The sequence below is a fragment of the Acidovorax sp. NCPPB 3576 genome, assembly GCF_028473605.1.
Taxonomy (GTDB): Bacteria; Pseudomonadota; Gammaproteobacteria; order Burkholderiales; family Burkholderiaceae_C; genus Paracidovorax.
The window spans coordinates 222,577-241,617 of record NZ_CP097267.1 but is presented as its reverse complement, the minus strand read 5'-3'; the positions used below and the strand labels follow the sequence as shown (position 1 = coordinate 241,617).

The 19,041-nt window shown below is 66.2% G+C and carries 18 protein-coding genes; 4 read left to right on the top strand and 14 right to left on the bottom strand.

Annotation, left to right across the window (positions count from 1 at the left end):
- Nucleotides 1-49 precede the first annotated feature (49 nt).
- The 5 genes from M5C98_RS01150 to M5C98_RS01130 all read right to left on the bottom strand — a co-directional run bounded on the left by M5C98_RS01150 (nucleotide 50) and on the right by M5C98_RS01130 (nucleotide 3,199).
- Nucleotides 50-889, bottom strand: coding sequence for a tRNA-uridine aminocarboxypropyltransferase (locus M5C98_RS01150; RefSeq protein WP_272550485.1), 840 nt, complete (start codon nucleotides 887-889; stop codon nucleotides 50-52).
- Nucleotides 886-1,233 (bottom strand): HepT-like ribonuclease domain-containing protein, encoded by a 348-nt coding sequence (locus tag M5C98_RS01145; RefSeq protein ID WP_272550483.1) that lies wholly within the window; start codon nucleotides 1,231-1,233, stop codon nucleotides 886-888. Before M5C98_RS01145 ends, M5C98_RS01150 begins: the two co-directional genes overlap by 4 nt.
- Nucleotides 1,220-1,531 carry a nucleotidyltransferase family protein gene (locus M5C98_RS01140; protein WP_272550481.1) on the bottom strand — a complete coding sequence of 104 codons (312 nt, stop codon included), beginning with the start codon at nucleotides 1,529-1,531 and terminating at the stop codon, nucleotides 1,220-1,222. The genes M5C98_RS01145 and M5C98_RS01140 overlap by 14 nt, the downstream gene beginning before the upstream one ends.
- A 123-nt stretch (nucleotides 1,532-1,654) precedes the next feature.
- The gene (locus M5C98_RS01135) at nucleotides 1,655-2,509 is read right to left on the bottom strand and encodes a DUF6216 family protein (protein WP_272550480.1); all 855 of its coding nucleotides are present in this window, start codon (nucleotides 2,507-2,509) and stop codon (nucleotides 1,655-1,657) included.
- An 84-nt stretch (nucleotides 2,510-2,593) separates the two neighbouring features.
- A complete protein-coding gene (locus tag M5C98_RS01130; RefSeq protein ID WP_272550479.1) occupies nucleotides 2,594-3,199 on the bottom strand; it encodes a class I SAM-dependent methyltransferase in 606 nt (201 codons plus the stop codon).
- A gap of 190 nt (nucleotides 3,200-3,389) precedes the next feature.
- Here M5C98_RS01130 and M5C98_RS01125 point away from each other — a divergent pair, with 190 nt between their 5' ends.
- On the top strand, nucleotides 3,390-4,316 hold the full coding sequence (locus M5C98_RS01125) for an alpha/beta fold hydrolase (RefSeq protein ID WP_272550478.1): 927 nt from the start codon (nucleotides 3,390-3,392) through the stop codon (nucleotides 4,314-4,316).
- Between the two features lie 70 nt (nucleotides 4,317-4,386).
- On the opposite strand, the gene M5C98_RS01120 is transcribed toward M5C98_RS01125, so the two are convergent.
- Nucleotides 4,387-4,770, bottom strand: coding sequence for a VOC family protein (locus tag M5C98_RS01120; protein ID WP_272550477.1), 384 nt, complete (start codon nucleotides 4,768-4,770; stop codon nucleotides 4,387-4,389).
- 330 nt (nucleotides 4,771-5,100) lie between these two features.
- Here M5C98_RS01120 and M5C98_RS01115 point away from each other — a divergent pair, with 330 nt between their 5' ends.
- The gene (locus tag M5C98_RS01115) at nucleotides 5,101-5,676 is read left to right on the top strand and encodes a flavin reductase family protein (protein ID WP_272550476.1); all 576 of its coding nucleotides are present in this window, start codon (nucleotides 5,101-5,103) and stop codon (nucleotides 5,674-5,676) included.
- Between the two features lie 21 nt (nucleotides 5,677-5,697).
- On the opposite strand, the gene M5C98_RS01110 is transcribed toward M5C98_RS01115, so the two are convergent.
- From M5C98_RS01110 to M5C98_RS01075, 8 genes are all read right to left on the bottom strand, one after another.
- Nucleotides 5,698-7,182, bottom strand: a complete 1,485-nt coding sequence (locus M5C98_RS01110; RefSeq protein WP_272550475.1) for a hypothetical protein — start codon at nucleotides 7,180-7,182, stop codon at nucleotides 5,698-5,700.
- Entirely contained in the window at nucleotides 7,172-9,019 is a 1,848-nt protein-coding gene (locus M5C98_RS01105) for a DEAD/DEAH box helicase (protein WP_442867217.1), read from the bottom strand. Before M5C98_RS01105 ends, M5C98_RS01110 begins: the two co-directional genes overlap by 11 nt.
- Before the next feature lie 430 nt (nucleotides 9,020-9,449).
- Nucleotides 9,450-10,433 carry a glycerophosphodiester phosphodiesterase family protein gene (locus tag M5C98_RS01100; RefSeq protein WP_272550474.1) on the bottom strand — a complete coding sequence of 328 codons (984 nt, stop codon included), beginning with the start codon at nucleotides 10,431-10,433 and terminating at the stop codon, nucleotides 9,450-9,452.
- Between the two features lie 167 nt (nucleotides 10,434-10,600).
- Nucleotides 10,601-11,341, bottom strand: coding sequence for a glutathione S-transferase N-terminal domain-containing protein (locus M5C98_RS01095; RefSeq protein ID WP_272550473.1), 741 nt, complete (start codon nucleotides 11,339-11,341; stop codon nucleotides 10,601-10,603).
- Between the two features lie 126 nt (nucleotides 11,342-11,467).
- Nucleotides 11,468-12,229, bottom strand: a complete 762-nt coding sequence (locus tag M5C98_RS01090; protein WP_272550471.1) for a 3-oxoacyl-ACP reductase — start codon at nucleotides 12,227-12,229, stop codon at nucleotides 11,468-11,470.
- A 49-nt stretch (nucleotides 12,230-12,278) separates the two neighbouring features.
- Nucleotides 12,279-14,261 carry a UvrD-helicase domain-containing protein gene (locus M5C98_RS01085; protein ID WP_272550470.1) on the bottom strand — a complete coding sequence of 661 codons (1,983 nt, stop codon included), beginning with the start codon at nucleotides 14,259-14,261 and terminating at the stop codon, nucleotides 12,279-12,281.
- A 48-nt stretch (nucleotides 14,262-14,309) separates the two neighbouring features.
- Nucleotides 14,310-14,486, bottom strand: a complete 177-nt coding sequence (locus tag M5C98_RS01080) for a hypothetical protein (protein WP_272550469.1) — start codon at nucleotides 14,484-14,486, stop codon at nucleotides 14,310-14,312.
- A complete protein-coding gene (locus M5C98_RS01075; RefSeq protein ID WP_272550467.1) occupies nucleotides 14,483-17,446 on the bottom strand; it encodes a DNA topoisomerase III in 2,964 nt (987 codons plus the stop codon). Before M5C98_RS01075 ends, M5C98_RS01080 begins: the two co-directional genes overlap by 4 nt.
- A 100-nt stretch (nucleotides 17,447-17,546) precedes the next feature.
- Here M5C98_RS01075 and M5C98_RS01070 point away from each other — a divergent pair, with 100 nt between their 5' ends.
- On the top strand, nucleotides 17,547-18,194 hold the full coding sequence (locus M5C98_RS01070; RefSeq protein ID WP_272550465.1) for an SET domain-containing protein: 648 nt from the start codon (nucleotides 17,547-17,549) through the stop codon (nucleotides 18,192-18,194).
- Nucleotides 18,191-19,039, top strand: a complete 849-nt coding sequence (locus M5C98_RS01065; RefSeq protein ID WP_272550463.1) for a biotin--[acetyl-CoA-carboxylase] ligase — start codon at nucleotides 18,191-18,193, stop codon at nucleotides 19,037-19,039. The genes M5C98_RS01070 and M5C98_RS01065 overlap by 4 nt, the downstream gene beginning before the upstream one ends.
- Nucleotides 19,040-19,041 lie beyond the last annotated feature (2 nt).

Here is a 19,041-nt window from a genome sequence, read left to right as displayed (position 1 = left end):
CCGGGCCTGGGTCTTTAGGGCGAAAGAAAGCACTACAGCCGCCACGCCCTTATCCGCCCTGCCGCGCAACACCTGCTGCGGCAGCGCCCGGCACCTGCGCCCGCAAGGCACGCAACCGGCTGTGCGCCTCGCCGTTCTTGTCCACTGGCAACTGGTGCTTGGCTTGCAGGTAATGGTGGGTGAACACGTCGAGATACGCCTCCAGCGTCTGCGCTGCGTGCGACTCGCCCGCCAGTTCCAGGCAAATCGCCGCCACTTCAGAGGTGCAGAAATGGTCCTCGCGCTGGGAGCGGCGCAGCCGGTATCGCGATAGCTGGTCGGGCTGCAAGCTGAGCACCGGCAGGTGGTCCAGATAGGGGCTTTTGCGGAACATCTTGCGCGCCTCGGTCCAGGTGGCGTCCAGCAGAATGAACAGCGGGCGCCGGCCCTGCAGCGGCGGCACGCCCGGCCCTGGAGCCACTTTCTCCGCCCGCGTTTCCACCTGCGTCACCACGCGCCCGGGCTCTGCGAACTCGCCTGGGAACACCACATACGGCTGCCACCGCGGATCGCGCAGCAGTGCCAGCAAGTCCGGGTCCACCACGGTGCGCGCCCAGCCGAAGGCGAAGGTGTCGGGCACGACATCGGCGATCAGCCAGCCCGTGTTGGTGGGTTTGAGCGGCTCGATGTCGGCCATCAGCAGGCACACGCCGGCCTGCGTGGGGACTGGCGGCCGCACGGCGCACAGGCAATGGCTGGGCACCAGCCGGCAGCCAGGGCAGCGCTCGCCGCGCGGGCCGCCACGGGCAAGGAACGGCTTGGAGCTGCGCGCCAGGCGCTCGGTGCGCAGGCGGGAGACGGCGTGGGGAACGAGCGCGTCGCCAGCAGACAGCACTGAAAGATCGGTCAAGCCAACTCTTCCAGCAGCGCGGCAACCGTGGTGATCAGTGCTGGCAACGACTCCTGTGCCACGGTCCAGACCGTGTGCACACGGATGGTGGCGTAACCATGGATCAGCTGGTTGCGAAACGCCACGATCTGCGCCAGATCGGGCACGCGCGCGGCCAGTGCGGCGTCTGCCCTGGCCAACTGGCCGAGCGCCTCGCCGATGATTTCGAACTTGCGCTCCACGGCCGCCTGCGCCATTTCGTTGGCGGCGTATGCCTCGGCGTCCATGCCCTGAAGAAAATTCTGAATGGCCTTTGCCGCCGCCTGCACATCCCACAAAAAGGCGCGCGGATCACGCGGCAACATACACAGGCTCCCGATGGCGGTTGATGCTGGCCAGCACGTAGGGATTGCGCACCGCACCCGGCTCGATCAAGTCCACCGGGCGGCCTAGCAATTGCTCCAGCGCGGCTTTGGTGCCGAAAAACGAGTGCAGCCCGACAGGCACGTGGTCAGCGAACTCCACCAGAAAATCCACATCGCTGGTACCCGGATCGAAGTCATGCGCCCGGGCGGCGGAGCCGAACACCTCCAGCCGGCGCACGCCAAAGCGTTGGCAGATGGTCGCGATGCGCGGCAGGTGTTGGGCGATGGCGGGATGCATTCGGGCCATTCTAGGGGTGCCACTTTCAGCATGGCCTTCGAGATCAATGCCGACCGGCACGGCAACTTACGGTGTGCGGCGAGCCATTGAGGAACAGGCGCAGACCGCCCCACCTTATGTTGTTCAACGAGCATCGAAATCCAGTGGCATCTGCTCTCCCGGCAACCAGGGCGGAAGCTGGCGCTTGAGCAACTTGCGAGCGCATAGACAACCCAGCGCAACCATGGCCGCGAAATAAGCGACCACCAAGATGAAAGCAATCAAAACGAAGAGTCCGATCCGCTGTTCAAGCAGTGCTTTGCGGACAAAGTCGCGAAACTCCTGCTTTGGAAGCATTTCGCAGAGCAGCGCGACATCGCTCGGTAAAAAGCCCAGGCGCATCGCCGCTGCGTCCTGCTCTTTGGCGCAATCTTTTGCTTTCAAAGTGGGCGCATTCAACAGCGGCCACATGGGCCGGATCTGAGACTCCGACGCCAGAAAGTGCTGGCCGCTTTCCTTCAAGCTCAGCCCTGCATAAGGCACGGTCACCAGCAGGGAAGAGACCAAAGAGGCCAGGAGCAACGCCATCGCGGCCAAGCCCCACGCATTGCCCTTGATCGTCAGAAACCGCACGCTCCCCTTGATCGTGCGCGTTTCCAGATCGAAGTACTGCCCGCAAAGCCGCAGCGCCTCCAGCCGGACGCTGTGCGCACGACACCATTCCATCAGCGTGTGCGCCTCTGCCAGGGTGGCCACCGGCACGCCAACGAACACACGGAAGGCCGTCAGGTTGGTCTGCTCTTCCACATAGCTCTGCAATGCCGGATCGGTGATGCCGCCCTTGCCGTGCACCAGTTGCCAGGTGCGCCGCCGCAGCAGATGCCACGACTCGGTGCGCAAAATCACCCAGCCAAACATCACCACGAGGATGAGCGGCAAGGCCAACGGTAGCCACGCCACGATGCTCTTGGATAACTCGCCGATCCCTGCGTTTTCCATCACCTCTCCCGTCGTCGTTTTATTGAAATCTGCCGTAGCGTCGGCGGTAGGCGCCCTCCGTCAACCCATCCTCACCGGCCCCGATCACCCACCCACGTGCTCCAACTCGAACAGCGGCACCTCGGCCTGGCGGCTCAGCCACAGGCCGCCGCCCAACTCCAGCGCCCCTTCCTGCAGCCCGCGCCGGTACAGCGTGGCGGAGTGCCGGAAGATGCGCGCATCGGTCAGGTCTTCATCGATGATGTCGCGCTCGTAGTCCTCGCGGGAGACGGCCTCGACATAGATCGCGCCACGGCTCAGCTGGCCCAGGTTGCGCAGCGCGGCCTTCAGATCGGGCGGGCTGAGATAGGGCAGCACGCCCTGGCAGATGACCAGGTCGAACGGCTCGCTCGCCTGGTAGTCCACCACCGAGCCCTGCTGCCAACCATAGCGCTCGCACAGGTAGGGGCTGAACTCCACGCCCTGGTAGCTGGCCGCTGGAAAGTGCTGCGCCACGATGCCCTTCCACAGGCCGATGCCGCAGCCCACATCCAGCACACGCCGCACCGGCACCCGCAGGTACTTGAGGTAGCTGCACACGAAGGTGCCCAGGCGCTCCATGTGCTGCGGGTCCACCACGCTGGTCTTCTTGTCGTAGTAGAAGCGCTGGTAGTACGCCTCGTCGAAGGTGCTTGGGCTGGCTGATTTCAAAGAGGCGGTCCTTGCAGGGCGGTGGAAAGGCGGATGGGGAGAAGAAAAAACAGTGGCAGCGAGTATCCCGTATCGCCACAGCGCGCCCGCGCGCCCGCGCGCCCGCCCGTCCGTGCACCCGGCCTGCAGCCAACGGCAGCAGCCGCATCGGCGACCGGCGCCAGCGGACGGCGACGACACAATGCTTGGCATGAGCGCCCCCGCTTCTTCCCCACCCTCTGCACAGACCTCCGTCGCCGAGCCCGCCGACCATGTCATCGCCACCGCGCAAGGCCGCCTGTTCGCCCGGCGCTGGAGCGCCCTGTCCCCATCGCCATCGCCATCACCCGATGGAGCCGCGCTGCCTCCCATCGTTCTCTTCCACGACTCGCTGGGCTGCGTGGACCTGTGGCGCGATTTTCCTGCCGTGCTGTGCCATGCCACCGGCCGCGAAGTGATCGCCTATGACCGCCTGGGCTTCGGCCGCTCCGACGCGCGCACGGGTCTGCTGCCGCGGGACTTTGTGGCAGAAGAAGCGCGCACCAGCCTGCCTGCGCTGCGCGCGCACTTCGGCGTGCAGCGCTTCGTGGCGCTGGGACACAGCGTGGGCGGCGGCATGGCGGCGCACTGTGCCGCAGCGCGTGGTGGCCTTGCTGACAGCCATGGCGGCCTTGGCGACGATGCAGGCAGCGACTGCACCGCCCTCATCACCATCTCCGCCCAGGCCTGCGTGGAAGAGCGCACGCTGCAGGGCATCCGCGAGGCGCGGGACCAGTTCCGCAGCCGTGGTGCCATGGACCGCCTGGCCCGCTACCACGGCCCCGGCAAGGCGCGATGGGTGCTGAACGCGTGGGTGGATACCTGGCTGCACCCGGACTTTGCCGACTGGTCCCTGGCCGAAGCCATGGCGCGCGTCACCTGCCCCGTGCTGGCCCTGCACGGCGACCGCGACGAGTACGGCTCCATCGAGCAGCCCGAGCGCATCGCCCGCTGGGCCGCCGGCCCGGCCCGTGTGGAAATCCTGCCCGGTGTGGGGCACGTGCCCCACCGCGAACAGCCTGCCGCGGTGGCGGCGCTCATCGCGCAGTGTTTGGACGGCCTGCCGGATGGCTGCGCGGCCAGGGCCATCGATACTTAGTCGAATGGGGCTCCGGCGCTGATCTGGCAAGCGCGAGCAGCTATCAAAAAATAAGCAACTGCCTTGCGCTTTACGCCTTGGGCGGCCGGTGCAGCGCGCAGAGCTTGTTGCCGTCCGGGTCGCGCAGATACGCCAGGTACAGCGCGCCGCTCGGGCCCTCGCGAAAGCCCGGCGGGTCTTCGCAGGTGGTGCCGCCGTGGGCCACGCCCGCGTCGTGAAACGCCTGGGCCTGTTCCGGCGACTGCACGGTGAACCCGATGGTGCTGCCGTTGCCGTGGCAGGCCGGCTCGCCGTTGATGGGCGTGGAGATCGCGAACGTGCCCGTGGGGCTGCGGTAGAAATAGCGGTTCTTGTGGGCAGCCCCCGGAGCAATGCCCAGCGTGCCGAGCAGCGCGTCGTAGAACCGCTTGGACACTTCCAGATCGCTCACACCCAACATCACATGACTGAACATGGCTTTTGTCTCCGTGGCGCCCGTCGCCGGGCAAAAAAAGGGATCGGACGATGGTAGCGGCTGCCTGCACGCGCACAGGTCGCCCGCGGGCGCTGCGCGCCACCTTGGCGACACCCCGGCGGGGTTTTGGCCGCCGCAGGAAAATCCTGCCAAACCGTGTTGGCAGGCGCAGCATCAAAATGGCCTCCAGCGCAAATAACACTAGGGCAGTCTGCTATTAAAAGCAGAGCAACCGAATGGAGGCCGCCGCCACGCCGCACCTGTACCCCGACCATCACTCACCCAACGCCCACCTACCCGCCCACCTGATCTCTTCGATCCGCTCCCGCCATGCTCCCCACCCACTTCACTCCCGTCCCGCTCGACAAGGCCTACCGCCTGCTCAACCATGGCCCGACCGTGCTCGTCTCGGCACACCACGCGGGCACCGACAACGTGATGGCCGCCGCCTGGGCCTGCGCGCTGGACTTCAGCCCGCCCAAGGTCACCGTGGTGATCGACAAGGCCACGCGCACGCGCGAGCTGGTGGAAGCCAGCGGCCAGTTCGCGCTGCAGCTGCCGACCCAGGCCATGGCCGCGCTCACCGTGGGCGTGGGCACCGACAGCGCCAAGGCACGGGCCGACAAGCTGCAGCACTACGGCGTGGAACTGTTCCACGCGCCCGGCCATGAAGCCACGCCCCTGGTGCAGGGCTGCGCGGCCTGGCTGATGTGCCGCGTGGTGCCCGAGCCGCACAACCAGCAGGCGTACGACCTGTTCATCGCCGAGGTGGTGGCCGCCTGGGCGGACGAGCGGGTGTTCCGGGAAGGGCACTGGCACTTCGGGGAAGCGCCGGAGGCACTGCGCACGCTGCATTACGTGGCGGGCGGGCAGTTTTATGCGACGGGGGCGTCGGTGCGGGTGTGAGCGCGGGGGAAGGGGTCCCCGCTAGTTTGACGCCGTGCATGTGCTGATTTTCTGTTCACCTATGAACTGCCAAATCATTCTTGCGGTCTCGGAACGATAGATATCGCTATGCGCTCCCGCGCCTGTCCCATAAGCATTGAATTTTATAATATTGCTGGCATCAATATATTTAAATCGGGCGTCGATGTTATTTTCCGAGTAATCCAGACACGCCGAATAATTAGGGTTGCCTGCTGACTTTTGTGTTGAATAAAAATCGTACCTAGGGGCACTTCCTCTAGATTCCTTCTTCCCTAATCGCATGGAATTCCAATTTCCAATCGATCCTGCGAATGGAGCCCCCAATATGGTATAGCTCCATTTACCCGCAGAGTCATTAGACGAAGCTGTGAAAAGAAGATGGCTTGCAGTTTCACATTGGGGTGCATAACTAATTTTCTGCATGACGCCCGCGCCTTCTTTAGAAAACCGGTTGAGCGAATAGGCAGCCTGTAATCCCACCAACCACCACACGTCATTCTTTTGCAGTGCAGGAGCACTTAGCAGAGCTTTATCTTCAGGTAGTTTAAGCAATGTTCCTCTGCACACTGCATGTGAAGTCGCGCGCGCGCCGAAGCTATGTCCGATTACGAGGAGTTTTACGTTTTTATTCCTTGCTGCAGGTACAACTCCATATCTTAGTATCGCTCCTAACCAACCTGCACCAATCTCATCGGCATCATTGGCTTTATTGATAAGGCTTCCAGCTCTAATAATGGGTTCAAACCAGCTACTATCCCATTGGCTGGGCCACGTTACTCCTATGACATAGGGGTTGAATGGTTCAGTTGCCTCGCTTTTCAACTGCATTACCAAGGAATTGAAATTCTGCACTGCCTCCACTTGATTGGTATTCCATCCCATGGTCAAAAATACCACATGCGTATATCGACCCGAATTTTTCAACGCGGCCTCGATTTTCTTTCTAACCTCGAATATGGCAACCCAGCCATTTTCGTAATCGGCACCATTTTTTCCCAAGTCCGACTCTCTCTTTTCTGAGCTTTCTTCCTTTTTATCGCAATCAATATTTCCTTGCTTTGTCTTTTTATCGTATGCATTGAAAATCAAACATGGATCTTGAGGCCGGTCGCTCTCAATGACATGCGAAATAAACATCGACTTGCGCCCATTGCTCAGCAAATCCTGCAACCACCCATTGGTTTTTTGCGCAATCACATCATCGTCACTCTTTAAAAAGCTTTGATTTGTCGCACCATTTCTAATGGCTTCGGAGTCAGATTTTTCTATTCCAATAATGAGACCGGGATAGCGCAATGAATGTTCTCTAGGATAATAAACAAGTGCATGGAACTGCCTTTCATCTCCACCGTCCGTTTTGAGAAATTCTTCTGCCTCGTGATATTGAGTTTTCGCGCAACCTGTCAAAGTCAACAAAAAAATTGCGGCATACAGACAAAAAAAACGAAACATAACCCCCCCTTCATTGATTAAATCAACAGCCAATTCGTAGCTCGTGTGGCAGCGACATAGACGAGACGAGACGAGACGAGACGAGACGAGATTCTTTTTTTGTAGTGCTTTGATCATCGCCATCTACTTTGTCTTTCACCGCCATGAGCACCGCCACCACCGCCCACTCCAACCCCTTGCTCGCATGCATGGTCATCACCTTGATCGTGTCCTCCTGCGGCCGGTAATCCCCTGACCTCTTGCGCATCCGGTGCGGCAGCCCTTTTCGCACCAACGCCGCCGAGCATTCCTCCATCTCGCTGTAATGCCGGCACAACACCGCCATATCGCCCCACGCATGCCCCTGCGCATGCTGGTCCGCCAGCAACTCGGCCACCCGTGCCGCGCGCTCCGGCAGCGTGGGCAGGTCGATCACGATGGGCTCTGGCCCCTCTCGCCCGCAACTCATGGGTTGCAGCAGCGGAATGCCGTCCTCCCCGCCCACAGCGCCTTCGGGCTGGAGCAGGCCGCCGGCCATGCGGTGGGCCAGTTGCAGGATCTGCCGCGTGTTGCGGTAGTTGATCTTCAGGATGGTGGTGCGGCCCTGGGCCTGGATGCCGACGCTTTTCAGGCTGAAGTTCTTCTTGTCGGCCCGGTCATAGATGCTCTGCGCGTCGTCGTACAGCAGCAGCAGGCTGTTGGTGGCCGGGTCCACCATCTGGGTGACGAGCTTGAGCCATTCGGGCGCGAAGTCATGGCCTTCGTCGATGAGGATGGCGTGGTACTGGCCGGCGGGAATGTGGCCCGCGTCCACGCCGTGGATGACGCGCCGCACGTACTCGGCCATGAGCTGGTCCACGGGCCAGCGCTGCGTGCCCTCGGGCAGCAGGTGGTAGGCCACCAACTGGTCGCGGCACCACTTGTGGAAGTGGCGCACGTGCACGCGGTCTTGCAGCCCTTTGGCCTGGAAGGTGGCCGCCAGCTTCACGCCCAGCGGCTCGTTGTAGCAAAGGATGAGGATGGGCTTGGCGCCCGCCGTTTGCGTCTGCGCCAGGTGCTCGGCGCGGTAGCCGAGGATCATGGTCTTGCCCGAGCCGGCCACGCCGTGGATGACGCGGTGGCCGTCGCCCAGGCTGCGGGCGAGCTGCTCCTGCTGCAGGTCCATCACCCGCATGATGCCGGGCAGGCGGGCGTCTTCATCGTCGTCGCTGTCACCCCCCTCTCCGCCAGCTCCCTGCCCGAACAGGCTTTGCTGCTGGGGCACGCGCACTTCGGGGAACAGGATCCACCGCACGCGGTCGAGCTGCGGCAGGGTGATGGCGCTCTTGCGGCCGAAGGTGTGCGGGTACATGGCCCACAGGCGCTGCTGAAAGGCTTCGGCGTCCACGTCTTCGAACATCTCGTCCTTGCAGATGGCCAGGTGGGACGGAATCGCCTCGCCCAGGCCCGCGCCCTCGAATTGCTTGCGGGTGATATGGGTGAAGACCACGCCATGGCCCCAGGGGAAGGCGAGCTTGCCCTGGTAGGGGCCCTCGCCCTCCACCAGTTGCGGGTCGCGCTCCAGCGCATTGACGACCTGGATCGCGCAGTGGCGCGCCTGCTGCAGCGGGCTCATGACGACCTTGAGCTGGCCCTCGGGCGCGATCTCGAAGCGTTCGCGCGTGGCGTTGCGGATGGTGTCCAGGCGCCAGTCCTTCACTTCCAGGATGAGCGCGCCGCGGCGGGGGTGCAGCACCACGAAGTCGGGGCGCGTCTGCTTGGGGCCGATGGGCACGTCCCACCACAGCAGGTAGTCGTCCTCCAGCTTTTGCTCCAGCCGCTCGGCCAGGCGGCGCTCGCCCGAGGTCATGCGGCCTGTGCAGGCGCCCAGCGCCGGAATCAAGGTTGCCATTCCATCCCTCCAGCTCTCCCGATTTATGTATCTATCTGTTGCAGCTTATAGGGGATGGGCTGGTTTCTATCTGACGGAAACCCGGGGATGGCGGTCGGGTACTGTGGAGGCGACCTGTCTTGGAGTATGGGTTAAAAAGGCCTTCCGCGCATATATATCTAGGGCGTATAGCTATTAAATTAATAGCATCACGACTGGGCATCCGGCAAAAGAAGATGGGCGCAAAGGTGCGCCATTTCGTCCGGCATGGCGCGCTGATCGCACCCGCAGCGCCCGGCTTGCTGGTGAGTCAGAAGCAAGGCTGCAGGCTGTGCGGGTTCCGCCGCACACGGTCAGGCCACCATCGGCAGCCAAGGCGGGTGCCCACCGGCTCGGCAGGCCACCGACAGGCAGCGCTGCCGGCGGTCGCCTGCCTAGGGAACGGACTGGCTTACTTGTTCACGAACGCATTGCGCGCCGCCACCGCCAGGTCCGGGTAGTTGGCGAACATGCCGTCCATGCCCATGTCCAGATAGCTGCGGAACTCGGTGGCGGCCGTGGCGGCGTTGGCCTGGGCGAAGGTCCAGCCGTGCACCTTGAGGCCGGCGGCGTGGGCCTGGTCGATGTAGTCCTTGGTGATGGGGTACGCGGCGGTGTTGATGACCACGCCGATGCCTTCGGTGAAGCCGGCCACTTCCTTGAAGGTGAGCTGCGTGACGGTGCTGCCGGAAATGACGCCCATGCGCGGCGTGCCGTCGGCGGCCTTGGCGGCCACGCCCAGCAGGATGAGCGGCATCTTGTTGTTCTGCGCGGTCTGCTTGGTGCGCAGGCTGCGCAGCGTGGCGTCGCTGAACGACTGGATATAGACCTTGCTGTCGGCGTTGTAGCCGTTGTCTTTCAGGGTTTTGAGGATGCCGTCTTCCATTACCGGGTCGGCCTGCTTGGCCTCGGGGTACAGGCCCACTTCGCGGCCCAGGGCGGTGGATTGCTTCTTGGCGAAGTCCACCACTTCCTGGAAGGTAGGCACCTGGAAGGTGGTGGCGCTGGGTGTGAAGCCGGGGTAGCTGGTCTTGCCGGTGCCGGTGGGCACCACGGTCAGGGTGCGGATTTCGGCCAGGGTGAAGTCGGCCACCTTGTAGCCGCCGTTGCGCTGGGCGAACAGCGTGGCCACGTTGGTGGTGCGGTTGAGCGTGTCGTCGTGGATGGCGACGAGGGCGCCGTCCTTGGTGATCTGCAGGTCGGGCTCGATGTAATCGGCACCCATGCGAATGGCCAGCTCATAGCCGGCCAGGGTGTGCTCGGGCAGGTAGCCGCTGGCGCCGCGGTGGGCGATGACCTGGGGCTGGGCGGGCGGCGCGTCGTCGTTGCCGCCGCAGGCGGTGAGGGAGAGCGCGGACAGGCACAGCGCGGCGGCCAGCAGGGAGGTGCGTTTCATGGGAGCGTCTTTCTTTCTTGTTTCGACAGGGTCGATGGAGCGAAGGCCGCACTCTAGAAGTGCCGCATGGCAAACCCGTGGCATGTCCGTGACAGGCGGGCGACGCCGGGGCGGCAAGCGCGTGCGGCCACCCTGCCGGCGGGCCGCCGCGCCTTGCCCCGCGCAGGTTACCCGCGCTGCGGAATCTCCAGTCCGCGCGCCACGGCGGGCCGGGCCACGAAGGCATCCAGCACGCGCTGCACCTGCGGGAAGTCGCCAAAGCCCACCAGCTCGCGCGCCTCGTAGAAGCCGACGAGGTTGCGCACCCACGGAAAGACGGCGATGTCGGCGATGGAGTAGTCGTCGCCCATGATCCAGTCGCGCCCGGCCAGGCGCTGCTCCAGCACGCCCAGCAGGCGCTTGGACTCGGCCACGTAGCGGTCGCGCGGGCGCTTGTCCTCGTAGTCCTTGCCGGCAAATTTATGGAAGAACCCGAGCTGGCCGAACATGGGGCCGACACCGCCCATCTGCCACATGACCCACTGCAGGGCCTCGTAGCGCGCGGCCGGGTCCTGCGGCAGGAAGCGGCCGGTCTTATCGGCCAGATAGACCAGGATGGCGCCCGACTCGAACAGCGCCAGCGGCCGCCCGCCCGGCCCATCGGGGTCGAGGATGGCGGGGATCTTGTTGTTGGGGTTGAGCGCAAGGAACTCGGGCGAGAGCTGGTCGTTGGTGTCGAAGCGCACCAGGTGCGGCTCGTACGGCAGGCCCAATTCTTCCAGCAGGATGGAGACCTTCACGCCGTTGGGCGTGGGCAGCGAATACAGCTGCAGCCGCTCGGGGTGGCTCGCCGGCCACTTGGCGGCGATGGGGTGGGTGATGGCCGGAGCGGCGGAGGAAGCGGATGAAGCAGGGGGTTGCGTCGTCATGGTTTTGCGGGCCGCCGGGGAGCGGCAGGGGTGGCCGAACGGGGATGGAGCGATGAGCGTTCCGGTTCATTAGACCCCCGGGGCCGGCCGCGGCGCAGGCGCCGCGCGCAGTAACCCCTGCGCCGTTCAGCCCTTCACCAGACCGCTGTCCACGATGAGGTTCTGCCCGGTCACGGCGCGCGACCAGGGCGAGAGGAAGAACAGCACCGCGTCGGCGAACTCGGCCGGCGTGGTCACGCGGCGCAGCGGGGTCATGCCGGCGATGAGGTCGAACACCGCTTCGGGTGTGGCGCGGCTGGCGTCGGTGGTGCGCAGCAGCCCGCCCGACACCATGTTCACCGTGATGCCGTGCGGCCCCAGGTCGTTGGCCGCCGTGCGGGTGAGCGACAGCAGCGCGGCCTTGGCGGCGGTGTAGTCGTGGTAGGGCACCACGGGGTTCTGGAACAGGTTGGTGCCCACGTTCACGATGCGCCCGAAGCCCTGCGCGCGCATGGCGGGCAGCGCGGCCTGCAGGGTGTTCAGCGCGCCCTTCACGGCACCGTCGATCTGCTGCTGAAAGCGCTCCCAGGCGATGTCGCCGATCTGCGGGCGCGCGTCGCCGTCGAAGCGGAACTGCGCGAGCGCGTTGTTGACCACCGCGCTGACGGGCTGGCCGGTGCGCTCCTGCGCCTGGGCGAACAGGCGCTGCACGGCGGCGGCATCGGTCACGTCGGCCTGCAGGGCGATGGCGCGCGGGCCCAGTTCTTCGGCCAGGGCGCGGGCGGCCGTGTCGCTGGCGAGGTAGTTGATGACCACGCCGGCGCCTTCGCGCGCCAGCGCCCGGGTGATCGATTCGCCCAGGCCCCGGGCGCCGCCGGTGACCAGGACCCATTGTTCGGACAGTTGCATGGTGGTGTCGCTCGCGTGGTTTGAAAAGAAAGAGGCCGGGGTGCGGTCGTCAGGCCGACGCGGCATATCCCAGCGGCTCCAGAAAGGCGCCGGGCCGCATGCGGTGGCACAGCAGCGTCAGCTGCTGGCGCGCCCGGGTCATGCCGACGTAGAGGGTGTTCTTCTCCTGCGCGTAGGGCGCCTGCGGCACGGGGAACACGCCCTGCTCCAGGAACGGGATCACCACGTGGTCGAACTCCAGGCCCTTCACGTCCTCGATGTTGGCAAGGACCAGGCTGGCGGTGCTGCGCAGCTCGCGCTGGCGCTGCTCGGCGCGGTTCAGGTGCAGGAAATACTCGCGCGCGCTGGCGAACCCTTTGGCCGCCTCGCACAGGCCGGCCAGATTGGCGAGAGCGTCATCGCGCCGCTGGCGCGAGACGAACACCTCGCGGATCACGGCGTCGATCTGCAGGGCCTGCAGCAGGCGCGGCAGGGTGTCCTGGCCGCCCGCCTCGCGCGCCACCTCCAGGGCCTTGCGCAGGCGCCGCTGCATGGCGGGCTCGACGTTGGCCACGATCTGGTGGGTGAAGAAGTTCTGCAAAAACAGCGGGTTGTCGGTCACGCTGCGGATGGCGTCTTCCAGCAGGGCCTGCTGCGACTCGTGCTCGCGCCCGGCCACGACGATGCGCGCGCCGCAGAAGAACACCAGCGCCCGCATGAGCTTGTCGCGCGTGCGCGGCTCGGACACGCTGTCGAAGTTGTCGGTGGCCACGGCCAGCAGGCCGCGCACCAGCAGCACCTCGGGCCGCAGCAGGTAGCTGTCGAAGCCGCTCACGGTGTAGGGCACGTTGTCGGCCAGCAGCCGGTTCTCGATGCCCACCGACTGGTTGGAGTGGCGCAGCAGCACGGCAAAGCCCGCCATGCGGGCGCGGGGCCGGGCGCGCCACTGCTGGGCCGCCTGCGCGACCAAGTCCACGCAGTGGGCGGCATCGTCGTAGGGCCGCAGTTCCACCGCGGTGTCGTGCCCGGCGAGCGAGTCGTAGGGCTTGGCCGCCAGCCGCCCGGCCTTGGCCGCGAGCTTCTTGCCGAAGCGGTGGCTGGGCGTGAGCCGCAGGCGCGCCACGGGGCGGCCGGTGTGCTCGGTGATGGCATCGCCCATGAAGGCGGCATCGGCCCCGTGGGCGCCGTAGATGACCTGGTCGCGGTCGCCCACGCCGCAGAAGGTGCACTGCGTGGTGTCCAGCAGCTCGCGCAGCACGCGGAATGCGGCCTCGTTCATGTCGTGCATTTCATCGACCAGCACGGCCTGCACGCCGCGCGGCCAGCGTGGCAGGCTGGCCGCGGTGTCGCCGCCGTGCAGGCGCCGGGCCAGGTCGTAGGTGGCATCGAACGGGCCACGGAACAGCGGCTCGTCGGCCAGCTCGCGCCGGCGGATGCGCTCGTAGGCCAGGAACACCTTGAGCTGCGTGTAGCCCACGCCGATGGCGGCTGCGTGATCGGGCGAGGCCGGGCCGCCCTCGCGCTCCAGCTCGTCCTTCATCGTGCCCTTGAGCCACACGCTGGTCGCCAGGAACTCCTCCACGAAGCCGGCATCGCCCAGCGTGGGCAGCAGCAGCTCGTCGCGCCAGCGCTCGTGCTCGTTGTCTTCCACGCGCTGCACGGCCTGCCAGACGAAGGGGCGCAGCTCCTCCAGGTGGCGGTGGTGCGCCACGGGGGCTTCGTACTGGTCGGCCAGCATTTCGGCGCAGAAGGCGTCGAACGTGGCGATGCGAAAGCGCTGCGCCACGGGCGCGGGCACGCCGACCTTGCGCAGCGCGGCGTGCAGCGCCTGGCAGGCGGTGGCGGTGTGCGTGAGGGCCAGGCAGCGCTCGGGCGCCACGCCGCGCGCCCAGGCCTGCCCCATGCGCAGGGCGAGCGTGGTGGTTTTGGCCGCGCCGGCATTGGCCTCGATGACCAGCGTGCGCTCGGCGGACTGCTGGATCGCCAGCTGCTCGGCCGTGGGGTCGATCTGCTTGGCCTGGAAAAGGGGAACGGTAGTGTGCGTGGTCGCCAAGGGATTCTTTTCAGGCAGGGCCCGGCGCGGGCGCAGGGCGCGAAGGCCTCAACGCCGGCGCTCGGCGCTCACGTCGATTTCGCCGAAGACGGTGACACCGTTCGAGCCCTGCCCGCCGATGCCGTGCGTGCCGCGCGCGGGCGCCTCGGACGGCGCGCCGCCCGCGCAGCCGGCCAACAGGCCCACGAAGGCCAGGGCCGCCAGGCAGCGTGAGAGCGCGTTCATGCCTCGCCCCCCAGGTGCTTGCCCAGGATGCCAGCCAGCTCGAACATGGTGACCTGGTCCTTGCCGAACACGGGGCGCAGCTTGGCGTCGGCGTTGATGGCGCGCTTGTTGGTGGCGTCCTGCAGGCCGTTGGCCTTGATGTAGTCCCACATCTTCTTCACGGCCTCGGGCCGGGCGACCGGCTCCGGCCCGATCACCGCGGCCAGTGCGGCGCTGGGGGCCTTGCCGGCCGCGGGCTTGCGCGGCGCCTTGGGGGCGGCCGGGGCCTTCTTGGCGGCGGCTTTGGCAGCGGTCTTGGCGGCAGGCTTTGCAGCCTTCTTGGCCGCTGCCGCCGTCTTGGTTGCCGCGCCTGCTCCTGTTTTTGCAGCAAACGTCTTGCGTGGCGGAAACTTGCTTTCGCGCTGCTCGAACTCGAAGTTGACCTTGCCGGCCTCCTTGTCCCAGGCCAGGAACGCCTTGAATGCGCGGCGCGTGCGCATGCTCACGAACTTGTCGAGCAGGTCGGTCTTGCCGGTGGCCAGCAGCTTGCTCATCTGCGCGCGCTCCACGGGTTGCTGCAGGATGATCTTGCCGCTCTTGAAGGTGCAACTGGGCGTGGGCTGCGCCGCCGTGGGCAAGGCCTTGCTGCACACGTAGTTGCTGCCATGCTCGTACACGGGCGCGCCGCACACCGGGCAGGCGCCCAGGCTTTCCTGCTCCGAGAAATCGACCAGCTCGCCCGATTCCTCGGCGTTCTTGTCGTCGCCGAAGTCGAACTCCAGCTTGTAGTTGTGGGCATCATCGTCATAGACGATGCCCACCTCGGCCGTGAAGGGCCAGCCGGCCTTGGAGCGAAAGCCCTCCAGCGGGCCGATCTTCTTGTCGCGCAGCAGCTGGTCGGCCTCGGCGGTCTCGAAGGTGCGGCCCGCCGGCGACTTGCCGAACGAGAAGCCGCAGGCGTCCGAGCCGTCGCCGGCCTTGCCCACGCAGGCGTAGCGGCGGTAGTTCTCTTTCACCACGCCGCCGCAGTTGGGGCACGGCGCCGAGAGCGTGGCGTAGTCGCCGGGAATGGTGTCGCGGTCGTATTCCTTGGCCTTCTTGACCATGCGCTCGGTCATCCGGGCGATGTCGGCCATGAAGGCCTCGCGGCTGAGCAGGCCCTTTTCCATCTGCGAGAGCTTGAACTCCCAGTCGCCCGTGAGGTCGGCGCGGCACAGTTCCTCGACCTCCAGCCCGCGCAGCAAGGTCATGAGCTGGAAGGCCTTGGCGGTGGGGATCAGCTCGCGGCCTTCGCGCAGCATGTACTTTTCGGTCAGCAGCCCTTCGATGATGGCCGCGCGCGTGGCGGGGGTGCCCAGGCCCTTTTCCTGCATGGCCGAGCGCAGCTCTTCGTCGTCGATCTGCTTGCCGGCGCTTTCCATGGCGCCCAGCAGCGTGGCTTCGGAGTAGCGCGCGGGCGGCTTGGTCTTGAGGCCCTTGGGCTCCACGAAGTCGGTGCGCACCATCTCGCCGGGCTTGACCGGCACGAGGTTCTGGCCCTTGTCGCCTTCCTTGGCGCCCTCCACTTCGTCGGCCGCCTCCTTGCCGTAGATGGCCAGCCAGCCGGGCCGCACCAGCACTTTGCCTTCGGTCTTGAAGCTGTGGTTGACCACCTGGCTCACCCGCGTGGTGACCATGTATTCCGCGCTCGGGAAGAACACGGCCATGAAGCGGCGCACCACCAGGTCGTACAGCTTCTGCTCGGCCTCGGACAGGCCGCTCGGGGCCTGCAGCGTGGGGATGATGGCAAAGTGATCGCTGACCTTGCTGTTGTCGAAGATGCGCTTGGTCGGCTTCACATAGTTGCCGTCCAGCGCTTGGCTGGCGAAGGGCGCCAGGTGGCGCATGCCGCTCGTGGCCAGCATGCCGAAGGTGTCTCGCGCCACGGGCAGGTAGTCCTCGGGCAGCGCGCGCGAGTCGGTCCGCGGGTAGGTCAGGGCCTTGTGGCGCTCGTACAGGCTTTGCGCCAGGGCCAGCGTGGTCTTGGCGCTGAAGCCGAACTTGCCGTTGGCCTCGCGCTGCAGGCTGGTCAGGTCGAACAGCAGGGGCGATGACTGCGAGGTGGGCTTGGATTCCTCGGTGACGGTGGCCGCCTTGCCGCGCACGGCATCGGCGATGGCCACGGCGTCGGCATGGTTCCAGAGCCGGTCGGCCTTGGCCTCGGGGTCTTCGCTCTTCTTCCACTGGGGGTTGAACCACTTGCCCAGGTACTCGCCCGCCTCGGCATGGAAGCCCGCGTGCACTTCCCAATAGTCGCGGCTCACGAACTTGCGGATCTTTTCCTCGCGCTCGACCACCAGCGACAGCGTGGGCGTCTGCACCCGGCCGACGGTGGTGAGGAAGAACCCGCCGTCGCGCGAGTTGAAGGCCGTCATGGCCCGCGTGCCGTTGATGCCCACCAGCCAGTCGGCCTCGGAGCGGCTGCGCGCCGCATGGGCCAGGCCCTGCATCTGCTGCTCGGAGCGCAGCGATTCGAAGCCGTCGCGGATGGCCTGCGGGGTCATGGACTGCAGCCACAGCCGCTTGACCGGCTTGCCCAGGCCCTTGCCGTCGGGCTTGGAGCCGCCGGCGTATTGCTCGATCAGCCGAAAGATCAGCTCGCCCTCGCGGCCCGCGTCGCAGGCGTTGATGAGCTGGGTGACGTCCTTGCGCTTGGCCTGGCGCACCACGGCCGACAGGCGGCTCTTGGTCTTGTCCACCGGCTTGAGGTCGAAATACGGCGGGATCACGGGCAGGTGGGCGAAGCTCCACTTGCCGCGCTTGACGTCGAATTCCTCGGGCGCCTGGATCTCCACCAGGTGGCCCACCGCGCTGGTGACCACGTAGCGGTCGTTCTCGAAGTGGTCCTCGTGCTTGTCGAACTTGCCCGCCACGGGGGTGAGCGCGCGCACGATGTCCTGGGCCACCGAGGGTTTTTCTGCAATTACCAGTGTCTTGGTCATGTTGTGGGTTTCGCCGTTGAAAGGCGCTTCTACAATCCGCTTCTCACACGCGTACACGCGCACGCGCCTGTGTGCCTATTCAAACTAACAGAGTTTTGCCATGCCCCGCACCGCATCGCCCGCCGCCCCCCCGTCCGCACCGGGGCGGCGCCTCCAGACCCGGCGCTCGGGCGTGCATGGCAAGGGCGTCTTCGCCGTGCAGGATATCGCCGAAGGCGAGGTGCTCATCGAGTACACGGGCGAGGTCATCAGCTGGCAGGAGGCCCAGGACCGGCACCCGCACGATCCCGCGCAGCCCAACCATACCTTTTACTTCCATGTGGATGAAGACCACGTGATCGACGCAAAGTTCGGCGGCAATTCGTCGCGGTGGATCAACCACAGCTGCGACCCCAACTGCTTCGCCGACGAGCGCGGCGGCCGCATCTTCATCACCGCCTTGCGCAACATCGCCGCGGGCGACGAGCTGAACTACGACTACGGCCTGATCATCGAAGAGCGCTACACCCCCCAACTCAAGGCCGAATACCCCTGCTGGTGCGGCAGCGCCAACTGCCGCGGCACGCTGCTGGCGCCCAAGCGCGGCTGGGCGCCGCCGGGCATGGCGCCTGAAAAACCGGCCAAGGCGGGCAAGGCTCCCAAAGAAGCGAAGCGCGGCCAGGCCGCCCGCAAGGCCAAGGCATCGCCCGCCACCGAAACCGCTGCGCCGCCCCCGCCGGCCCGCAAGGCGCGGAGCCCCCGCCGGTGACCGGCCGCTCCCTCGCCCCCCCGATCCGCTGGCCCGCCGAGGCCATCTGGGAAGCCGTAGCCCCCCTGCTGCCGGGCTTCACCGTCGAGGTGCTGCCGAGCATCGACTCCACCAACACCGAACTCATGCGCCGCGCCCGCGCGGGCCTGGCCGAGCCCACCCTGCTCGTGGCCGAGCTGCAGACCGCCGGCCGCGGGCGGCTGGGCCGGCCCTGGCGTGGCGCGGTGGGCGATGCGCTCATGTTCTCGCTGGGCATGCCGCTGGCGCCGGCCGACTGGTCGGGCCTGTCGCTCGCCGTGGGGGTGAGCGTGGCCGAGAGCCTGCAGCCCACGCCGCTGGCGGGTGCCGCGCGCATCGGCCTCAAATGGCCCAACGACCTGTGGCTGGACGGCGACCGCAAGCTGGCCGGCATCCTGGTGGAGACGGCGAGCATCGTCGCGCCCGGCTGGGAAGAGCGCGCAGCCCCCGCCACGCGCTACGTGGTGGCCGGCATCGGCATCAACGTCCAGCCGCCGCAGGCCGACGGCATGAACACCCCGCCCGGCAGCCTGCAGGACGTGGAGCCCGGCCTGGATGCGCCCACGGCGCTGCAGCGCATCGCCGCGCCGCTGGTCGCCATGCTGCAATCGTTCGAGGCCTACGGCTTTGCGCCGGTGCAGGCCCGGTTCCACCAGCGCGACGTGCTGAGCGGCCGCGCCGTGACGCTGAGCGATGGCACCACGGGCACGGCCCATGGCGTGGGCGAGGATGGCGCGCTGCTGGTGCACACCGCGCAGGGCATGCAGGCCGTGACCAGCTCCGAGATCAGCGTGCGGCCCGCCGCTGGCCCCTCGGCGCAGAACTGACC

Bases quoted from the DNA above. Each gene is read 5' to 3' on its own strand.
- M5C98_RS01095 (WP_272550473.1), bottom strand. From the start codon at position 11,341: ATGACGACGCAACCCCCTGCTTCATCCGCTTCCTCCGCCGCTCCGGCC.
- M5C98_RS01145 (WP_272550483.1), bottom strand. From the start codon at position 1,233: ATGTTGCCGCGTGATCCGCGCGCCTTTTTGTGGGATGTGCAGGCGGCG.
- M5C98_RS01115 (WP_272550476.1), top strand. From the start codon at position 5,101: ATGCTCCCCACCCACTTCACTCCCGTCCCGCTCGACAAGGCCTACCGC.
- M5C98_RS01140 (WP_272550481.1), bottom strand. From the start codon at position 1,531: ATGCATCCCGCCATCGCCCAACACCTGCCGCGCATCGCGACCATCTGC.
- M5C98_RS01080 (WP_272550469.1), bottom strand. From the start codon at position 14,486: ATGAACGCGCTCTCACGCTGCCTGGCGGCCCTGGCCTTCGTGGGCCTG.
- M5C98_RS01070 (WP_272550465.1), top strand. From the start codon at position 17,547: ATGCCCCGCACCGCATCGCCCGCCGCCCCCCCGTCCGCACCGGGGCGG.
- M5C98_RS01120 (WP_272550477.1), bottom strand. From the start codon at position 4,770: ATGTTCAGTCATGTGATGTTGGGTGTGAGCGATCTGGAAGTGTCCAAG.
- M5C98_RS01100 (WP_272550474.1), bottom strand. From the start codon at position 10,433: ATGAAACGCACCTCCCTGCTGGCCGCCGCGCTGTGCCTGTCCGCGCTC.
- M5C98_RS01090 (WP_272550471.1), bottom strand. From the start codon at position 12,229: ATGCAACTGTCCGAACAATGGGTCCTGGTCACCGGCGGCGCCCGGGGC.
- M5C98_RS01105 (WP_442867217.1), bottom strand. From the start codon at position 9,019: ATGGCAACCTTGATTCCGGCGCTGGGCGCCTGCACAGGCCGCATGACC.
- M5C98_RS01125 (WP_272550478.1), top strand. From the start codon at position 3,390: ATGAGCGCCCCCGCTTCTTCCCCACCCTCTGCACAGACCTCCGTCGCC.
- M5C98_RS01075 (WP_272550467.1), bottom strand. From the start codon at position 17,446: ATGACCAAGACACTGGTAATTGCAGAAAAACCCTCGGTGGCCCAGGAC.
- M5C98_RS01135 (WP_272550480.1), bottom strand. From the start codon at position 2,509: ATGGAAAACGCAGGGATCGGCGAGTTATCCAAGAGCATCGTGGCGTGG.